Source organism: Pseudoalteromonas sp. NJ631 (assembly GCF_000276645.1).
GTDB lineage: Bacteria > Pseudomonadota > Gammaproteobacteria > Enterobacterales > Alteromonadaceae > Pseudoalteromonas > Pseudoalteromonas piscicida.
Window position 1 is genome coordinate 109,625 of record NZ_AKXJ01000001.1, and the last position, 18,494, is coordinate 128,118.

Sequence of the window (18,494 nt, forward strand, 5' to 3'; positions counted from 1 at the left end):
TATCTGTACTGCATTTTTACCGAAGTTACACTGTAATTCCAGTATTCGTTCACAAATAGGATTGGCACATGACGATGACACACAACCAATGGCAAGCATTACCCCAATTGCTCACTGAATTTTCTAAACTTACCGAGGCATTTATACAGTCTAGTAATAGCCGCCCAGTCGCAGGTCGAGATATTGCTCCGCCCGACCTCACACTCACAGAATCAGGGATTGCATTTGAGTCTCTGATAGAGATTTTTAGTAAACAAGTAGTGCCAAACTTAAGCACCAGTATTGGACCTAGGTATTGGGGATTTGTCACCGGCGGCGCAACGCCTGTTGCCACCTTTGCCGATTGGCTGGTTTCAACCTATGACCAAAATGTCTCAAAGGGCGATGGCTCCATTGCGACCAGTATAGAGCGGCAGGCCATTCGCTGGCTAACCGAATTATTCGACCTACCTGCAAGCTTTGATGGTCTTTTTACTACAGGGGCGACAGCGGCAAATTACTTAGGTGCGGTCGTAGCTCGCCAGTTTGCAGGACATCAACAAGGGATCAATGTGGCAGAAGATGGAGCCTTCGCTTTGGAAGTTGAGGTTTTTTGTGCGACGCCCCACGCGAGTATGATTAAGGCGCTTGGTCTTGCAGGCCTAGGTCGCAACCAAATCACGAGAGTCGCAACGCAAGTAGGCAATGAAGCTACGGATATTGCAGCGCTTGAGTCAGCGCTTGCAACAAGTAACGCCAAAGGAAAAATTGTCATCGCCAGTGCCGCCACGGTTACCGGCACTAATTTTGACGATTTAATGCAGATCCGCCGTCTATGCGATAAACACCAAGCTTGGCTGCATGTTGATGCTGCATTTGGCATTTTCGACCGCCTGGTTTCTAGCTCAGAAGGTCGCACTAAGGGGCTTGAGTTAGCCGATAGTATTACCTTGGATGCACACAAGTGGCTCAATGTGCCATACGACTGTGGGATCTTTCTCACTCGTCATTTGCACTACTTGGTTGAAAGCTGCGACGTTCCAGCTCCTTACTTAGTCACATCAAAAGCCGACCCCGACTTTTTTTCGATGGGTGTAGAGAACTCTCGTCGATTTAGGGCATTACCCGTTTGGATGTCATTACTTGCCTATGGTAAAGACGGGATCCGTCAATGGGTAAGCAAAAATATTGCGCAAACTAAACAACTTGCAGACTGGTTTGCTGATTCTCCAGACTATGAATTAGTCTACTACGGAGAACTCAACGTGGTGCTTTTCAAGCCAAGCGGCAAAGATGACGCAGCAACAACCTCCCTTCTTCATGCCATTAATGCGGACGGCCGTATATTTGTCAGCCCAGGAAGTTGGCAAGGACAGAAGGTGATCCGTGCTGCGCTCAGTAATTGGCAAACGGAGCAAATTGATTTAGACATAGCAAAAAGCGCATTAACCGAGTTAGCTAAGGCGCTTTAAGATTATACTATTTGCAGTTAGCTAACGCTGTGATTAGGAGTAATACTTTGCGCCAATTTGCGACTGTATTCCTCAAAATCAATATTGCTTTGCTCACCAAGTCCAGCCACCGCATGAGAAATAAACTGCGGTGGTACAAATAGATAAGTACGTTTTTTAAATTTCCAATGACGCACGATGTGCTTGGGCTGATGCTTGTCTTCATCTAACCCAGCCAACGAAAATAAATCTTGCCAGTCACTTTCGGTATCGCCTGTCGACTGGGCAATACTTTGTGGTTCGATACTAAGCAAAATTGCCGACGTTTGTGGCACACCCATCAACAGCTCACCAATAAAAAAGATGCTACCACTGCGGCAAAGCTGCTGCTGCGCTTCCGTCATCTCAGATTGCTCTGCCATCTTCGCCCTTTGGTATTGCATACCATTAAACATGGACTTGGCAAAAGGCAGCTGCTTTTCAGAAAACTCTCGATTTAAGACATGCTGAAACAGCGCTTTGCCGAGCGCATTACCTACGCCATCGTGACTAAAAGTACCTTCTTCCACATTGGTTTCAATGAAAAGCCCTGACTCTACCAAAATATTTTTCACAGCTTGGTAGTTAAATATTGAAAACGGCTTCCCCGTCACCGGATTTGTTGTCGACGTCACCGCTTTTGTCATTGCAGCAAAAAACACACTAATATCAACGAATGCACTTTTTAAGTCAGTGTCAAAGCTCTGAATGCTATCCGCCGTGGCACACAACATGATATTACCCGTTTCATTAAACACATAATGTTTAGTAATTGGGGTGTATATTGGCTGTGATTGCGGTTTTGACGGTTTATCTTGCTTGCTAAACCAAGTTGAGAACATTGTTTACTCCCAACATTAACTGTCCTTTTTAGTCGTTTTACTGGCTGCCGTGGTTTGCGGCGGAGCGGCTATGACACTTCGCATTGATTCAATCAGATTATTAAATTCAGGGTCTGACATCGCCTCATTGAGCGATGCCGCTTGCTTAACAAAAGCAGGTGGTACAAATAAGTATACTGATTTGCACAGACTTAACTGCACGTCTGTATGCCCGCCTTGTAAGCAAGGGCCCGCTTGCCAAATGGCTTTTACATCATTGGCATCCGCTGAAATGACAATGGGCGCAATAGAAATTGCACCAAGCAGATATTCACAGACAAAAATGATGGTGCCGACCTTTTTGTCTTGGCTGTCGGAACTTGCACTGATACTTACCGAGGCTTGCCCCATACCAGCGATCATATCCATCAATGATTTACCTATGGAGGCTAAATTACCACTGAGCCCTAGTAAAGTCTGGATCAATTGGCTTGATAAAGTGACGCCACTTTGCTTACTTTCAAATTGAATATTGCTATCTGTCACTTTGACAAACAATCCTGAGCTTGACACTAATTTATTGAGTGCATCGTAGTCGTACAGACTTGTCCCAGCTTCTGCCATCGCTTTTGTGAGTGCGGCAAAAAATACGCTGACTTCACCAAACGCATTTTCAGCTTCTTGCGGCAATACGCTTCCACCTGCGGTACTGTTTAGTGTACTTGCGATAAATAAGTTGCCGGTGGCGTTCACTACAAATTGTTTAGTCGCTGGCACTTCATTGCTGTTTGTCGTCGTTAAATTAGCGGCTCTGGTTTGTGCATTGCTCACTACAGTGCCTGGTTGAGGTGTTGGCATACTCGTTCCTTAGGTCTTGATCTAGCAGATATTCTTCTTATGTCGATTTAGTGTAGTCGCATTTCTAATGACTTAAAATTTACTTTTGTGATTTTTTACAACCCAACCCATGTCGTAAAAACAGCACTAAAATAAACTGGTGGGCGTACCCTGATGATGTAACAACCGCCACCTACCATTTTGCTCAACCCATAAAGATGACCGATAGGCATGCTCTGAAAGCGTGCCATCGGTGTTTCTCCATGCAGAGCGATATGTAAGAAGCAAAGCGTCACTATTCATATAAGCACAGTGAAACTGCTCTGCTACCACTTCCCCATCTGGCCATTCTTCTTCATTCATTAAGCATAGGATCTGGCTCAAGTTATATTGGCTTCCAGAGCGTCCAATCTCAATAAATTGAGGGTGAAGGAGTTCGCGACACAACGCCATATTATGCCTATTTTCTTTGCGATGAAGCGCACACTCCTTCGCGATGACTTGCTCAATAATTGACGTTGAACACATCAGAGCAGGCTAAGGCTGTTTATCAAATACGATGACGCCCTCTGGGATGGTATACCAGTCTTGCTTTTCACTAACCCATGCATGGACCGTCGGTTGAATAAGGCGAGTATCGTCCAAATTACTTGGTTTGAGTTTAATTGAATTCGGCTCTGCTGGATTAAAGTGGTAAATGCGATTGCCGCAAGTCGGGCAAAACTTTGCTCCGCTAACGTTACCGGTATCAGCTGGGCGCCGCCATTCTTTCATCAGACCCGAAAATTCAATATCATCTTTATCAACAATGGCAGTAATGCTAAATGCGCTGGTTGACAGTTTTTGGCAAGCCTTACAGTGACAGGCAACCACCATTTTAGGTGCTGTTTTTAACGTGTAGCTTACTTCACCACATTGGCACGAGCCGTTAATTGGCAATGTCATAAAATATCCTTGCTTAAGTTCGATCTAACCTCATTGGAATAAATCTAATACCGTTTTTCTGCACTTCTTGCCCTGTCGCCCGAAAACCTAGCGCAGTATAAAAAGATGCTGCATTAAGCGATGAGCACAATGAGACTTGAGCTGCGGATGTACTCGCTAGCACAGTATCTAATAGTTGCCGACCAACTCCTTTACCTTGGGCTAACTTGGCAACAAATAAATGGGTGAGATAGTTACCATCTCTTAATAAAGCAAATCCAATCAGCTCACCGTTTAGTAACGCCTTGGCACCGACAAAATTGGCGTTGCACATCACCTGAGTCACTCCAGGTAATATTTCGTTTAAATAAGTATCTCTTCCAAGCTGCGAAAAATGGGGTAAGACGTCAGCCTCTGAAACTTCACGCATTAACCTTTCAATGGCATTTGCATCCTCGCCCTGAATCGCATTGATGGTAATCTTCACTTATGACCTTTTGATTTATTGCGTGCTTACATTTCTAGCAAACGTTATCCCAAAAAAGAAATGCATTGCCGCTAGGCTAAATATTAACTTACTTAAACTGGCATCGAAAAACCAAATACCAATAGCAAATACGGGATGCATAGCAACCATTACCCACCAACACACACGGCCAATTTTGTAGAGTGGGTCGCCATGTTTGTTTTGGAAATTTAATAACCCAAACGCCCAAGGCAACAAAGTCCAGACGAGTGACATACAAAGCAATAGCGTTACAGCAATCTTGATTAACACTTCCCCAAGCATCTATAACCCCTCAAGTGAGGTGCGCAAAACCTCTTGAGGCTTAACATTGAGTTCATCACGTCCAAACGCAAAACTATCTTGCTTATAGCGGGGGAAAATATGCAAGTGGTAGTGGCTTAATTCGTTAAAATGCCCGTTGTTTTGCACCAGCGTAATCCCATCTGGGGAAAATTTACGCTCAATTCGCCCATAAAGGTCGCGCGCAACGCGGTGGATTTCAGCCAGTATGGATTCAGGGACCTGAAGGAGCGTTTCATAAGGGGATTTGGGGCAAATTAAGATATGGCCAAAGTTTATGGGGTCATGATCGGCAAACGCAATCACCTGCTCAGATTCATATACAATAACCGCTTCAATATCTCTAGCAACTATCTGTTCAACAATGGTCATCAGCTACCTCTCCTTTACCTGATTACATAGAGTAATGTACCTGAGCAACTCTCTTCCTGCCAGCGATATATTCTATTTTCCCCTTCGTTAAGTGAATAATTTTCAAGCCTAAATTAACTCACAACCCATTTAAACCAGTTACATTATTCAATGAATCACCCTACAAGGAATACAACATGTTAAAAACGTTAGTTACGGTAGCTTTATTAGCTTCTGGAAGTGTCGCCGGTGCCGAAAATCACGCAGCGACCCATCATGCGATTCATTATGAAGGACGCGTCAGTAAAAACTATGCCGATGGCAGTGTGAGTTTTAATTGGCCCGGTAGCCAGCTGCATACTAAGCTCACTGGCCGTTCCTTTCATATCGAGTTGATGGGCTATGGCGATCAATTCGATGTATTAATTGATGGCAAATTTACAAAAAAGCTAAAGACCAACGCCAATGGAGTCGCTAAGACCTTCACACTATTTGAAAGTACACAGGCAGAAACCGTCACAATTGAACTCGTTAAACGCTGGGAGCACTACGAACACAATACCCAGATCCTAAGTGTTGATGTAGACGGAAAATTAGACTCAATCCAGCAGCCACAGCCCCATATCTTATTTATTGGCGATTCAATTAGCGCAGGCTTTGGCAGTGAGTCCACCCAAAGACAGTGTGAATGGAGCGAAATCCTTGATTTAAGTAACGCCCGTAAAGCCTTTCCATATATGAGCGCGCAACAGTTGGGCGCTAGTTTTACCCAAGTTTCATACTCAGGTTTAGGCTTAATTCGAAATTGGGGTGGCAATCAGCCACATCATACGCTGCGTAGTTACTATGACAAAATGTCAGCAGTATTTACCGACAACACTGACTTTGAAGACAAGTTTCCACAGCTTATCGTCATTGAAGTAGGCACCAATGACTTTAGTACCGATCCAACCCCTGCAGAGCCTTGGCAAACTATTGACGAAGTCAAAACGCAGTGGGTAAAAACAATGGTCGTTTTCACCAAACAGCTGCGTACAAGATACCCTGCTGTTCCCATTATTTATATGCCTCGTCCAGCATATCCGTATAACTTTATTATTCCTGCAACTCAAGATGCAATTGCAAGGCTTCACCAGCAAGATATCAGTAAACTATATAGCCATACATTTGACTCACCATTGGAGGGCTGTGTATGGCACCCCACCGCTTCGGAACATAAAGACATTGCTGAGAAACTCGTGACCTTTATCAAGCAGCAAACACTTCTCTAAGTAAATGTTCGGCGTTATTCAGTGAGCTTAGGCTCGCCGTATTGAATAGCACGCCTCATTTACAAACCTTCACATTGTTTTTTATACAAAAATTCACAACAAAAAATTCAACGCCCCCGCATTTAAAAACAAATTAATGAGAACGATTTTTATTTGAAAAAAATATACTCATTAAGATTTATACTTTTATCAATATGCAAAGCTGTTACTTTGAACAACCCATATTTATTCTGTTTTTTACAACAAAAAGATACAGGGATAACCTTTTGGCAATAACTTCCCTCTTTTCAAACACACAAAAACATGATTAAGATCGTTACGTTATAACATTTTTAAAATAATCATTTGTATCGAATAAATGATGGTTCTTTTCACATTCGTTTTTGCAGTTGGAATAACAAAATGACAAGGTCACTCCTGACAGTTAGCGTGCTTAGTAGCTTATATTCTTCACTTAGTGTTGCCGAACAACCCATTGAAACAATTGATGTGCATGGCACTCGCGCGCCTCTTTACAGCACGAGAGACGTGAACGCTTCGGCATTGGGGATGAAAGATCCGCAGCTTCTTCCTATTTCCATTCAATCATTTTCTGAAGAACTAATCAGCAATCAAAGAGTGAAAACGCTAGGCGAAGTGCTTGCCAACGATGCTTCTGTCCAAAACACCTCAATTGGTACGGTTTTCGACTTTGTGAGTCTGCGTGGCTTTCAACTAGATTGGACCAACGGTCTAAGACGCGACGGTTTAGCGCTTGCCCCCTACCAAGATGTACCGCTGGAGAATATTCAACGCATTGATATCGTCAAAGGCCCGTCAAGTCTCGTATCAGGCTTTAACAACCCCGGCGGTACAATTAACTATGTGACAAAGCGCCCAACCATGGACGCTTTTTTGGATGTCACAACAGAAGTACGTAGCCGTGGAGGAAAGTATTTACACATCGATCTCGGTGGGCCAATTTCTGACGAGCAAACGCTCGGCTATCGTATTAATGCAGCAGCAGAGAAAAACGGTGACTTTACCGGTGGTGATGACTTAGAGCGCTATTTCTTTAGTGCTGCACTGGATTGGCAAGTATCAGATCGCCTATTTATCCGATTAGACAGCGATTTCCAAGACAAAAGCACTGTATCACAGCCTTTGATAGGCCTTTCCAGTGACCCCAATGATCCTGACCGTAAAATATTACCGCCCTATGTCGACACCAGTGATGTATTGCTCGGACAACCTTGGGCAAAGTATGAAACCGAGTCTTATAACCTAGCCGCACGTGCTGATTTTTGGTTGAACGACACGTGGCAATGGGTAAACCAAGCTGCGCTTTCTGGTAATGATAGGTTTACCGTTTTTCCTGATATCTACTCGGTTGATACACAAGGTAATGTGCTGTCTGCCGCTATCCACATTACCCCAGACGAAACGTATGACACGCTCTCCGCACATAGTTTTATCAGCGGTCAGCTTACTACCGCTGCAATTGAACATGAGCTAGTCGTCGGCGTTAGTATTCGTGACTATGAGTCTAAGGATGGGCGTTGGTTTGAGTTAGCCAACCCCGTTGGCAATATTTTCAATCCAATTCATAGCAGTAAACCGCAGTTCCCTGATTATCCAGAACCAACCAAGACTGAAGCCTCTGAAAGCGCGTTATTTATCACAGATACCTTGCACTTTAACGATGTATTTTATGCCACCTTAGGGCTGCGTCATATTCAATACAAAAAAGAGCAAACTCTACCGAGCCAAACTAAAACCACGCTAGACGACCGAACTTTTAATACCCCCATCATAGGCCTTAACTACAACCCAAACGATCAACTCGCGTTTTACGCCAGTTACTCAGAAGGCGCGGGGGAAGGCGGCGTTGCTGTCATCGGCAGCGGTGCAATAAATGAAGGAGAATCACTCGGCCCCCAAGAAAGCGAGCAAATTGAAGCCGGTATAAAATACCAAACGGACACCATGAACTACTCGATAGCCGTTTTCGAAATAGAAAAAATGTTGGAGTACCACAATCACATTACTAACTATTTCGTGCAAGACGGTGTCCAGTCACATAAAGGTATTGAGCTCAATGCCAGTGGCTCATTCGCTCACGGCCTTGCAACCGTAGCATCCATCACCTTGATGGACCCCAGCTTAGATAAGCTTGACGGCGAGCCCGCGCTTAATGGCAACACCCCAGCCAATGTGCCAGAATTTCAAGCGAATCTCTATGTCGACTACCAGTTGCCATTTTGGGAGGCATTAAGCATCAATGCGGGTATTTTCCATGTTGGTGAACGCGAACAAAACGTCAATAACACCCTACAGTTACCAGCCTACACGCGCTTCGATTTAGGCGCGAAGTACCATTTTACTGACATTAACACCACGCTACGACTCAAAGCCGAAAACCTGTTCGACAAAGAATATTGGCTATCTGGCGGTGCCAAAGGCATAGATTGGGGAGTCGCTCCCGGTCGTGGCCGCACTTTTATCGCCTCATTAAGCGTGAGCTTTTAAGGATAATTCATGACTACACCTGTTATTCAAATCAATAACCTGCAAAAGCGCTTTGGTGAATACCAAGCGCTACAGGGACTATGCTTGAGCGTACATCAAGGTGAAATTCTAGCGCTGCTAGGCCCAAATGGGGCAGGTAAAACCACCACGATTAATTGCTTATTGGGCTTTTTACAACCGGATGCTGGGGAAATCACCATCGCTGGAATTAATCCACAGCATGACGTAGTAACGGCAAGGCAGCAACTGGCTTATATTCCTGAACAAGTCGCGCTTTATCCGCGACTTAGCGGACTTGAGAATCTCGCGTATTTCAGCAAAATGGCCAGTATAGAAAAGACCGACGAGGCCTTTCGCACACTGCTCGGTGAAGTAAAACTGCCAAGTCACGCTGTAGACAAACCCGTTGCAACCTATTCAAAAGGGATGCGACAAAAAGTGGGCATAACCATTGCCCTTGCAAAGCAAGCCAAGGCATTGATTTTAGATGAGCCTACATCAGGTCTTGATCCTTCAGCCAGCCATGAATTTAGCCAGCTCATTCAGTCATTAGCAAAGCAAGGCGTCGCGATTTTAATGGCGACCCACGACTTATACCGTGCTCAAGAAGATGCCCATCGCGTGGCAATTATCAATCAAGGGCAATTAGTCGATACTTTAGTCTATGAGCAACTGCAAGAAGTCCAACTTGAATCCGTTTACCTCAAACATATCAAGGTGGGTGTCTGATGTTTCAAACGACATTTAAAAAGGAATGGCTCGATACCAAGCGGCAGGGACAAGCGCTTTGGCTTGGAGGCATTGCAGTATTACTGCTCTTGCTTGCCTGCTTGACTGGTTTTAAAAGCCACCAAAGCTATCAGCAAGCCGTTACTGAAGTGTCCCAGTCAGAGCAATTACGCTGGCTAAATCAAGGTGAAAAAGGCCCCCATTCCGCCGCCCATTACGGTATTTATGTGGTCAAACCCACCACCCCACTGGCTGCACTCGATGCGGGATTACAAGCATACCAAGGGAATGTGTTGAGGCTTGAAGCTCATATTCGTAACGATAGTATGTTTCGAAGTGCGCAAGATAATTTGCCGATGTCACGTTTTGGCAGCTTATCACCCGCCTTTGTGCTACAAGTATTACTGCCGCTATTAATTATATTAATTGGCTACCCACTACTTGCCCGAGAACGTGAGCAAGGCACCTTAAAACAACTACTCGCATCGGGCGCAAGCCCTGCAAAGTTGTTTATCGCCAAATGTGCGCTGCTTTTTGCTATTTCTTGCTTATTTTTATTGCCTGTTGCGCTTTTTTTACTTTATAGCCAAGTAACAAGCACGGAACCTCATACACTCAGAAGTGGGTTATTTTTACTGTTTTATTTAGTTTACTTATTACTTTGGTCGTTACTCACCACCACGCTTTCAAGTTTACTCCCAACGGCAAGGCGCGCATTGATAACGCTATTGACCATTTGGGCATTTACAACGCTTTTACTACCAAAACTGGCGATGAATATCGCGACCACCATTCATCCGCAAGGTTCAGGTCAAGCATTTCAAGCAAAGCTTGAAAGTGAGGTTTATACCGAAGCACGAGTTGAAGCAATCGCAAAGTTCAAACAGCAAACATTGACTCAATATGGTGTTAGCAATGTGGAGGAATTGCCCTTTGACTATGCCGGAGCACAACTCCAATTTGGTGAACAATACGCTGACAAAATTTTTGACCGCTTATTTTCAGCGCGTTTAGCTCAACTAGAAGCGCAATCACAAAGCTATCAACTTGCAGGGATGTTAACGCCGTTTATCGCGATACAAGCGCTGTCGATGGCCACCGCCGCCAGCGACTTTACCCACCAGCAAGCATTTGAGAATGCGGCAGAGCAGCACCGCCGTATGATGCAAGAGGTGCTTAACTTTAATCAAAGAGATCATGGTCACAAGGCGGACGGACATTACACCGCGGGCGAGGAATTATGGCAGCAGATCCCAAAGTTCGCATTCCAATACCCCAATTTTATTCGTTACCTGCCTCACTACGTTATCAGCCTGTTTAGCCTGAGCTTTTGGCTAATCGCTCTGGTGTTATTGAGTTTCTTCGCGATTAAAAAGCTGCGTTTGGAGGAGCAAAGATGAAACGTTTAATGTTAGCTACTGAGTTTAAAAACCTCTGGCGAGAAAAGCTCGTACTCGCGCTGTTATTAACCACCACCATGCTTGCACTAGTGGCATTTTTTAACGCCCATTACTTTGCTAAAAAACAGCATGATGTGGTGCTTGCCGCGCAGCAAATGCAGCAACAGGCCATCCAAGATGCCAAAGTTGGATTACCCGAAAGACTCGCCAGCACAGCAGACTATAAATGGTGGGAAGACCCGTACGACCTGCGCGGGCAGGCTTTTTACTTGATGCAAAATTACGCCACCAAAGCCCCGCTTGCAACGTCGCCAATCGCAACAGGGCAAGCCGACGTATTACCTTACTATTTTAAGATGCTAATCAAAGAAAAACAGCACATCGTTCATCAATATGACTATGTTCACCCACTATCTCTATTGTTAGGCCAGTTCGATTTAAGTTTTGTGATTGTCTACTTACTGCCATTGCTCATTATTGGCATTTGCTTTAATGCCTTGGCAAGTGAACGCCAAGATGGGCAGCTAAGACTACTGATGCTTCAAGGAGGCAGTGCGACCCGCCTTCTGACTTATCAATTATTGCTGCGAAGCGCGTTAATTGTGCTGCCATTTTTAAGTATTAGTAGCCTGCTTTTAATAACAATACGAGAGCAGCTAGGGGTGATTGAACTGCTGAGTTATAACCTTATCGCACTATGTTATTGTGGCTTTTGGATTGCCTTAACCGCTTGGGTAAATAGCAGAGCCAAAAGTGCGGCAAACAATGCTGCCACCTTAGTCACCTGTTGGCTCGCCTTGGTAATTGTGGTCCCAGCTTTGGTCAATACCAGCATCGCTTTACTCGACCCAACGCCTTCACGAATTCACTATATAGATAGCCTCCGTGCCGCCAGCGACGAAGCCCAAAAAGCGAGTGAAAAGACTTTAGCTCAGTATTTTCAAGATCATCCAGAGCTTGCAAAAAATGGTAGTGGTACCAGCGATTACGCCACCAAAAAAATCGCTACTATTAATTCTGTTGAACGCGCAATGGCAGCCCAAGATGGGCGATTTTTAACAGCGCAACAAGCACAGCAACATAATGCACAAAAGCTACAATATCTCTCCCCTGCACTCATCATACAAACACTGTTGGTTGATTTAGCGGGCAATGGATTAGCACGTCATCACGCCTTTATGGAAGAAGTTGAAGCCCATCATCAAGCACTACAAGGTTTCTTTGCCAGCGAAATTGCCAAAGCCAATCAAAGAGGCGATTTTGCACCTTGTGAGGGTTGTAGCGCAAAGCCAACGCTCATGGAGCTTGCGAATATTCCTCAATTTAGCAATGACTTTGCCACACCTGTGAACAACTACACGCCACTAATTTGGTTGCTGCTACTAGCCGTTGGCTTACTCTTTATAGCAAAACGCCACGTCAACAAGTTAGACAGTGCAAACAACAAAGAGGTGTTAGTCGTATGAGTGACGCCTTCACTGCAAAATTGCATCCACAAACGCAAAGCCTGCTCGCGGAGCATCAAGCCAAGTTATTTGAATGGGCAGCGGCATTGGGAGCACCGCTACATTTAGTGTTTCCTCAGCGTTTTGCGGAAAATATCGAAACCCTGCAAGCCAACTTTATAACGCTTGGGCTTGAGCATGAGATTTATTTTGCAAAAAAAGCTAACAAAGCCCAATGTTTTACTCAAGTCGCGTCTAATCACGATATAGGAATAGACGTGGCTAGTGTGCAAGAGTTTGAACTTGTCCTAAGCGGTGGTATTCAAGGTGAAAAAATTGGTGTATCTGGTCCGCATAAATCAGATGCACTACTTAGCTTAGCGCTTGTACATCAAGCGCTTATCGCTATTGACTCAAGTGCTGAGTTAAACTCCGTCATTACACTGGCCCGCCAGCGAAAGCGCCCTGCACGGGTGCTACTGCGTTTACAAACACAACCAACTAAAGCCTCACGCTTTGGCAGTTCACTGTGCCAGCTTACGCCATTATTGGCCCAGTGCCGAGAATACAAGGAATGGGTAAGCTTGGAAGGATTTAGCTGCCACTTAAGCGGATACTGCCCACAAGCACGTGGCCAGAGCATTCATACTTTAATCGGTGCGATAGACGAGGCTAGGCAAATAGGACTGTCGCCATCAAAAGTGAATATTGGCGGTGGCTTGCCCGTCTCCTATCTACAAAATGAGCAGTGGCAACAAGCCTTGGACTTTGAATGCTTTTTTGCAGGTAAAACCTTTGCAGGGTTTTATCCCTACCATAATGAGCAAAGCCCTGCGGATACCTTACACGCTATTTTGGCAGTGAAGAACACACATGGACAAACCGCATTAGCAGCATTACGCCAAAGGAGCCTTACATTAATGCTCGAGCCTGGCCGAGCACTGCTCGATGAAGCTGGTATTAGCTTGTTTAAAGTGCAAGGGACAAAGCCGCACCTAGGCACATCTGACTGTCATATCGCTACACTTTCGGGCTCAAGCTTATCGCTGTCAGAACAGTGGTTTGAAAGTGAATACTTGCCGAGTCCGCTGTTACTCACGGCACATTCAAACCGCAAACAAGGAGCGTATCGCGTGGCTTTTGGCGGTGCAACCTGTCTAGATAGCGACATGCTAAGCTGGCGGTTTATCCCCTTGTCGCAACTACCACAGCGCGATGACTTAATGGTTTACCTCAACACCGCAGGATACCAAATGGATTCAAATGAATCCGAATTTCACTCAATGCCATTGCCACGAAAAATCGCCGTAACGTGGGAGAACAACAGACTTTCTTGGCAACTACTTAGCTAAAAAACACCCAATAACACAACGTAAAGGAGCCTATTTATGAACATAAATGCGCAGCATTCGCTCGCCTCAACATTGCACCTAACCCCTTATTTAAGGGTATCGCAAAGCATTGGTAATACCCCGCTAATGCAGTTTTTAAGCCTACCAAACGGTAGCAAACTGTATCTTAAGCTTGAGCAGTTCAACCCCACCGGTAGCGCTAAGATCCGAATGGCGAAGTCTATGTTAGATGAAGCAGAAGCCAGTGGCCAACTGAAGCCGGGGGGCTGGGTCGTTGAGTCAACCTCCGGCAATACCGGCGTTGGTCTTGCACTGCTTGCAGCGGAGCGTGGCTATCGTTTTACCGCTCTTGTGGATAACCATGCGGCAAAAGAGAAAATCAGTAATATGAAAGCTTTTGGCGCGGAAGTGATCTGTGTTAGCGAAGCCGGAGACGACAGCTTATCGACTGATATTCGAGATGCAATGGCCGCAAAGCTGGCAAAAGAGCAAGGCGCATTTTGGACCGCCCAACACAATAATTTTGCCAATAGCCGCGGCTATACAGGACTGGCGCAAGAGGTCTTTTATGAACTTGGTGAACACATTACTCACCTTGTCGGTGCGGTTGGCACAGGTGGGTCGCTATGCGGCACAACAAGGGCTTTGCGCGACTTAGGTTGTCATCAACTCACAACGATTGGGGTTGAGCCTGTGGGTTCTGTGATTTTTGGTGGACCAGGACTGAATTATCATCAATCAGGAACGGGGACGCCGGAAGGCGCTGAGATAGGTCCAGTTATTGAGTATGAACTCATCGACAAAGGCGTGAAGGTATCTGACAAACAAGCGTTTAATACCGCCAGATACCTTGCCAAGCATTACGCCCTAATGGTCGGTGGTTCGGCTGGAGGGGTGATATACGAAGCACTACAGGCGTTAAAAACCGCCCCCGCCGATAGCTTATTTGTAGTACTCGTTTGTGACGGTGGCGAGAAATATCTCGATACCGTATTCAATGATGATTGGATGGCAAAGCACGACCTTATCGATATTAACATCGAGCAGGAACTCTATGAGCTATTAATGCAATATAAACCAACCGCGAGCGCCTAACTATGACTCAACAAACTGTTCTGCCGATACTAAACGAAGCCCGACTGGCGCAACTTGATTTCCCTTATAGTAAAGTCATTGAGGTGGTGGAAAATGCCTTTCGCTCACTGCATCACCCCGACTCTGCCAACCCACTTAAAGTGATTATGACGCCACAAGATGGCCGCTCCATCGCCTATAGTATGGCTGGCCGAGATGCAGCTAGTAATACCGTTGGCTTTAAAGTGGTCTACGAATACGACCCTGACAGAAGCCGTAACCAATATCAGTTTTACTCTTTTATCTTCCTTTGCGATGATGCCACAGGCCACCCTGTGGCCCTAATGGATGTAAAAGAGCTGGGCCCTATGCGCACATCAGCCACCTCCGCCTTGTTTGCAAAGTATGCCATTCATTCAGATGCCAAAAATGCGTTGGTTGTAGGCACAGGAGTTCAAGGGCAAATCGCTTTACCTATGCTCGTCACGGCATTACCAAAACTCACACACCTAACCGTCCACGGTAGCTATCAAGCAGGCTTGGAAGCGGTTCAGCAAAAACTAAAGGAGCATCACCCACAGCGACAAGTTGCGGTATCACAAGACTTAGAAGCTTCGGTAAGGCAAGCCGATGTGATCCTTGCCGTTACTGGGTTGTCCGCCAAAGAAAACATTAAATATGAATGGTTGAAACCCGGCGCAGTGGTGATTTTGGTTGGCTATGGAATCGAAAAATCAGTGCTACACCGAGCTGATAGGTTGCTCACAACGGATGCAGAACAAATGAAGGTCACCGGAGACGATTTATTAGACGAGGACGGCAAGCTACCCACCGTTGATGCGACATTGACTGAAATATTAAATGGTGAAAAACCGGCACGAACTCACCCTGATGAAATTATCTTTGTCTATAACAGCGGCATGATCATTACTGACGTGGCGCTCGGACGAGCCGTTGCGGACTTTGCCATCACACAAGAAAACGTGGAGGAAGTAACCCTATGGTAGCTTCAGCGCGCACCGATATTTTTAAAGTAAGCCAGCTCGCAGGGCCGCTTATTCTGACCAATCTGCTCTACGTGGCAATTGCAACGATAGATCTTATCATGCTCGGTATGTTGAGCCCATTAGAGTTGGCTGCTGGCGGCCTCGCCATTGGTATTTTTAATCAATTTAGAACCATGGGAACGGGCGTAGTCACGGCAACGGGTAATTTGGTGTCTGATGCAATCGGCAAGGCAAAACTAGATCAGATCACTCCTCTTTTTAACGCCAGCATGCTTATCGGAACATTTTTGGGTCTACTGTTTGCCGCCGCGATGTTTGCCATAGAGCCATTTTTAAGATTTATCGGTACATCCGAGTCGATTGCCAATTTGACGACCCAATATTTAACCGTTGTCGCTTTGGGCTTATTACCCTGTTTTTGGTTTCAAAGCGTACGGCATTTTAGTGTTGGATTGAAAAGACCTGGGCCATTGATGTTGATAACGGGTGTGTCTGTTGTCCTCACTATTGTGCTCAATTATGGGCTCATTTTTGGTCAGTTTGGCCTACCACAACTCGGCTTTGTGGGGGTGGCAGCCGCCACGTGTATCGTGCTGTATTTATCGTTTTTACTGTTTGTACTATTTGCCAAGCGCGATGACGTACTCAGCCCCTACCTCACTATAAAGTTTTGGCAAACCGACCGCGAAGCACTTACCAAAACATGGAAAATGGGCGTGCCAATTGGCGCAACTTACGGACTTGAAGCTGGGTTTTTCACCGTGCTTGCGCTATTTGTGGCAACACTCGGCGTTAATGCCTTAGCCGCCCACAACGTGGTAAGCCAAATGGTGTACATCGTATTTATGGTATCTGCAGGCATTTCATCTGCTTGTTCTATTTACATCAGTGAAGCCAACGCTGCTGGAGACTTTCACCATGCAAAACGCATCGGCAATTTGGGTATTATTTGCGGTGCCGCGGTCATGTCTGTTTTCGCTTTAATCTATTTATTCGTACCTGAATTTGTGCTGCGGCCATTTTTAAGTGCAGAAGAATTACAAAATTCCGACGTCGTTGTTATCGCCATAGAACTACTCGTTATTGCCGCTTTTTTGCAGTTTTTTGACGCATGGCAAAATATCGGGCTAGGAATCTTGCGTGGACTTGGCGATGTGAAAAGCACCCTAATGCTGTCGTTAATTGGCTATTGGTGTATTGGTCTTCCCGGTGCGTGGTTATTTCAAGAGTTTTTCTCTTTGGGAATTTTGGGCGTTTGGTACGCTTTAATGTTAGGGCTTGCGGTCACAGCGCTATCTGAGATTTGGCTTTTTAATCATAGGGCTAACCGTTTGCTTGAGCCCACATCACTCAAGGAGCAAAACGCATGACAACAGCAATGCCAAACCCAGCCCGCAAAGAAGTCATTGCACTGCCGCCCTATGGTGCAGGACAAACCATTGAGCAAGCAACGGCGCGTAATCTCCACCCCAATATGATAAACCTCTCGGTGAATGAAAACCCTTTAGGGCCAAGTCCTGCAGCGCTTGATGCTTTTAAAACACAGCTGCATACCGCTAGCTGCTATCCAGACAGTCAATGCACAGAGCTGAGCGAGCGCCTGTCCACTAAGCTTAACGTTACCAGAGAACAAATTGTACTCGGCAATGGCTCCGAGGATGTACTCTCAATGCTCTGCAAAGCCTTTCTCAGTCAAGGCGATAAAGTGTTAGTGGCCAAGCCTACCTTTGCGCTTCATGGGATTTACGCCAATATGATGGGGGCAAAGGTACTGGAGGTGCCGATGCAAAGCGATCTATCCTACCGAATTGATGATTGGCTCGATGCTATCGCATGCCACCCAGACTTAAAAATGCTTATGCTTGCTAACCCATCCAACCCCATAGGTTGTACGTTTGATGCCAATAATTTGCAGCGTCTTATTGATACCTGTCCGCTCAATACGGTTATCGTCATTGATGAAGCATACTGTGAATATGCACAAGACCATAAACAGTTTGTTGACAGCTTAACGCTACTTCAAACACAGCCCCGCCCCTACGCGGTGTTACGGACTTTTTCCAAAGCCTATGGCCTTGCAGGGCTTAGAGTGGGTTACGGCGTAATGGCAAATGCACAATTGGCGGATTATCTGCACCGCGTGCGTACACCTTACAATGTAAATCGACTAGCACAGCTTGCTGCGATTGCGGTACTACAAGATCCCTCCTATTTGGCAGACACGGTCACGCAAACGAATCGCGAGAGGGAAAAACTCAGCGCCGCCCTCACTAAGCTGGGTTATTTTGTCGCGCCAAGTCTAGCTAACTTTTTATTTATTGATGTCAAGCAGCCGTCTGCGCATGTCGCATCTTTGCTGCTGCAACAAGGAATAATGATAAAACCTTGGCTAGAATCAGGTTTTGATCATTTTGTGAGAGTAAGTATTGGACTTCCTGAGCAAAACCTTAGGGTGCTTGAAGCCTTTAAACAGTTGTAAGTATCGCCCTCTTCGAGGG

At 45.6% G+C, this 18,494-nt stretch carries 18 protein-coding genes; 11 read left to right on the forward strand and 7 right to left on the reverse strand.

Going from position 1 to position 18,494, the window contains the following annotated elements; translation table 11 throughout:
• Positions 1-68 precede the first annotated feature (68 nt).
• Positions 69-1,451: a pyridoxal phosphate-dependent decarboxylase family protein gene (locus A587_RS0100525; protein ID WP_017216010.1), complete on the forward strand. Its 1,383-nt coding sequence runs from the start codon at positions 69-71 to the stop codon at positions 1,449-1,451.
• 17 nt (positions 1,452-1,468) lie between these two features.
• On the opposite strand, the gene A587_RS0100530 is transcribed toward A587_RS0100525, so the two are convergent.
• From A587_RS0100530 to A587_RS0100560, 7 genes are all read right to left on the reverse strand, one after another.
• Complete coding sequence (locus A587_RS0100530; RefSeq protein ID WP_017216011.1) at positions 1,469-2,311, reverse strand: hypothetical protein; 843 nt, start codon at positions 2,309-2,311, stop codon at positions 1,469-1,471.
• A gap of 15 nt (positions 2,312-2,326) precedes the next feature.
• Positions 2,327-3,148 (reverse strand): hypothetical protein, encoded by an 822-nt coding sequence (locus tag A587_RS0100535; protein ID WP_017216012.1) that lies wholly within the window; start codon positions 3,146-3,148, stop codon positions 2,327-2,329.
• Between the two features lie 126 nt (positions 3,149-3,274).
• Positions 3,275-3,655, reverse strand: a complete 381-nt coding sequence (locus tag A587_RS0100540) for a nuclear transport factor 2 family protein (protein ID WP_026000842.1) — start codon at positions 3,653-3,655, stop codon at positions 3,275-3,277.
• A gap of 9 nt (positions 3,656-3,664) precedes the next feature.
• Positions 3,665-4,072, reverse strand: a complete 408-nt coding sequence (locus A587_RS0100545) for a GFA family protein (protein ID WP_017216014.1) — start codon at positions 4,070-4,072, stop codon at positions 3,665-3,667.
• Positions 4,073-4,085: 13 nt separating this feature from the next.
• A complete protein-coding gene (locus A587_RS0100550) occupies positions 4,086-4,538 on the reverse strand; it encodes a GNAT family N-acetyltransferase (protein ID WP_017216015.1) in 453 nt (150 codons plus the stop codon).
• Positions 4,539-4,553: 15 nt separating this feature from the next.
• Positions 4,554-4,841: a hypothetical protein gene (locus tag A587_RS0100555; RefSeq protein WP_017216016.1), complete on the reverse strand. Its 288-nt coding sequence runs from the start codon at positions 4,839-4,841 to the stop codon at positions 4,554-4,556.
• Entirely contained in the window at positions 4,842-5,231 is a 390-nt protein-coding gene (locus tag A587_RS0100560; protein WP_017216017.1) for an HIT family protein, read from the reverse strand.
• 176 nt (positions 5,232-5,407) lie between these two features.
• On the opposite strand from A587_RS0100560, the gene A587_RS0100565 reads away from it, so the two are divergent.
• The 10 genes from A587_RS0100565 (at position 5,408) to hisC (ending at position 18,475) form a co-directional block, all read left to right on the forward strand.
• Entirely contained in the window at positions 5,408-6,481 is a 1,074-nt protein-coding gene (locus tag A587_RS0100565; RefSeq protein ID WP_017216018.1) for an SGNH/GDSL hydrolase family protein, read from the forward strand.
• Positions 6,482-6,883: 402 nt separating this feature from the next.
• Positions 6,884-8,989, forward strand: a complete 2,106-nt coding sequence (locus A587_RS0100570; protein WP_017216019.1) for a TonB-dependent siderophore receptor — start codon at positions 6,884-6,886, stop codon at positions 8,987-8,989.
• A gap of 9 nt (positions 8,990-8,998) precedes the next feature.
• Positions 8,999-9,718: an ABC transporter ATP-binding protein gene (locus A587_RS0100575; RefSeq protein WP_017216020.1), complete on the forward strand. Its 720-nt coding sequence runs from the start codon at positions 8,999-9,001 to the stop codon at positions 9,716-9,718.
• Positions 9,718-11,118, forward strand: a complete 1,401-nt coding sequence (locus A587_RS0100580) for a DUF3526 domain-containing protein (RefSeq protein ID WP_017216021.1) — start codon at positions 9,718-9,720, stop codon at positions 11,116-11,118. The genes A587_RS0100575 and A587_RS0100580 overlap by 1 nt, the downstream gene beginning before the upstream one ends.
• Positions 11,115-12,584 (forward strand): DUF3526 domain-containing protein, encoded by a 1,470-nt coding sequence (locus A587_RS0100585; protein WP_017216022.1) that lies wholly within the window; start codon positions 11,115-11,117, stop codon positions 12,582-12,584. The genes A587_RS0100580 and A587_RS0100585 overlap by 4 nt, the downstream gene beginning before the upstream one ends.
• Positions 12,581-13,915, forward strand: coding sequence for an alanine racemase (locus A587_RS0100590; protein ID WP_017216023.1), 1,335 nt, complete (start codon positions 12,581-12,583; stop codon positions 13,913-13,915). The genes A587_RS0100585 and A587_RS0100590 overlap by 4 nt, the downstream gene beginning before the upstream one ends.
• A 36-nt stretch (positions 13,916-13,951) precedes the next feature.
• Positions 13,952-15,010 carry a cysteine synthase family protein gene (locus A587_RS0100595; RefSeq protein WP_010377512.1) on the forward strand — a complete coding sequence of 353 codons (1,059 nt, stop codon included), beginning with the start codon at positions 13,952-13,954 and terminating at the stop codon, positions 15,008-15,010.
• A 2-nt stretch (positions 15,011-15,012) separates the two neighbouring features.
• Complete coding sequence (locus A587_RS0100600) at positions 15,013-15,996, forward strand: ornithine cyclodeaminase (RefSeq protein ID WP_010377510.1); 984 nt, start codon at positions 15,013-15,015, stop codon at positions 15,994-15,996.
• On the forward strand, positions 15,990-17,366 hold the full coding sequence (locus A587_RS0100605) for an MATE family efflux transporter (RefSeq protein WP_017216024.1): 1,377 nt from the start codon (positions 15,990-15,992) through the stop codon (positions 17,364-17,366). Before A587_RS0100600 ends, A587_RS0100605 begins: the two co-directional genes overlap by 7 nt.
• Positions 17,363-18,475: a histidinol-phosphate transaminase gene (hisC, locus tag A587_RS0100610; RefSeq protein ID WP_017216025.1), complete on the forward strand. Its 1,113-nt coding sequence runs from the start codon at positions 17,363-17,365 to the stop codon at positions 18,473-18,475. The genes A587_RS0100605 and hisC overlap by 4 nt, the downstream gene beginning before the upstream one ends.
• Positions 18,476-18,494: the final 19 nt, after the last annotated feature.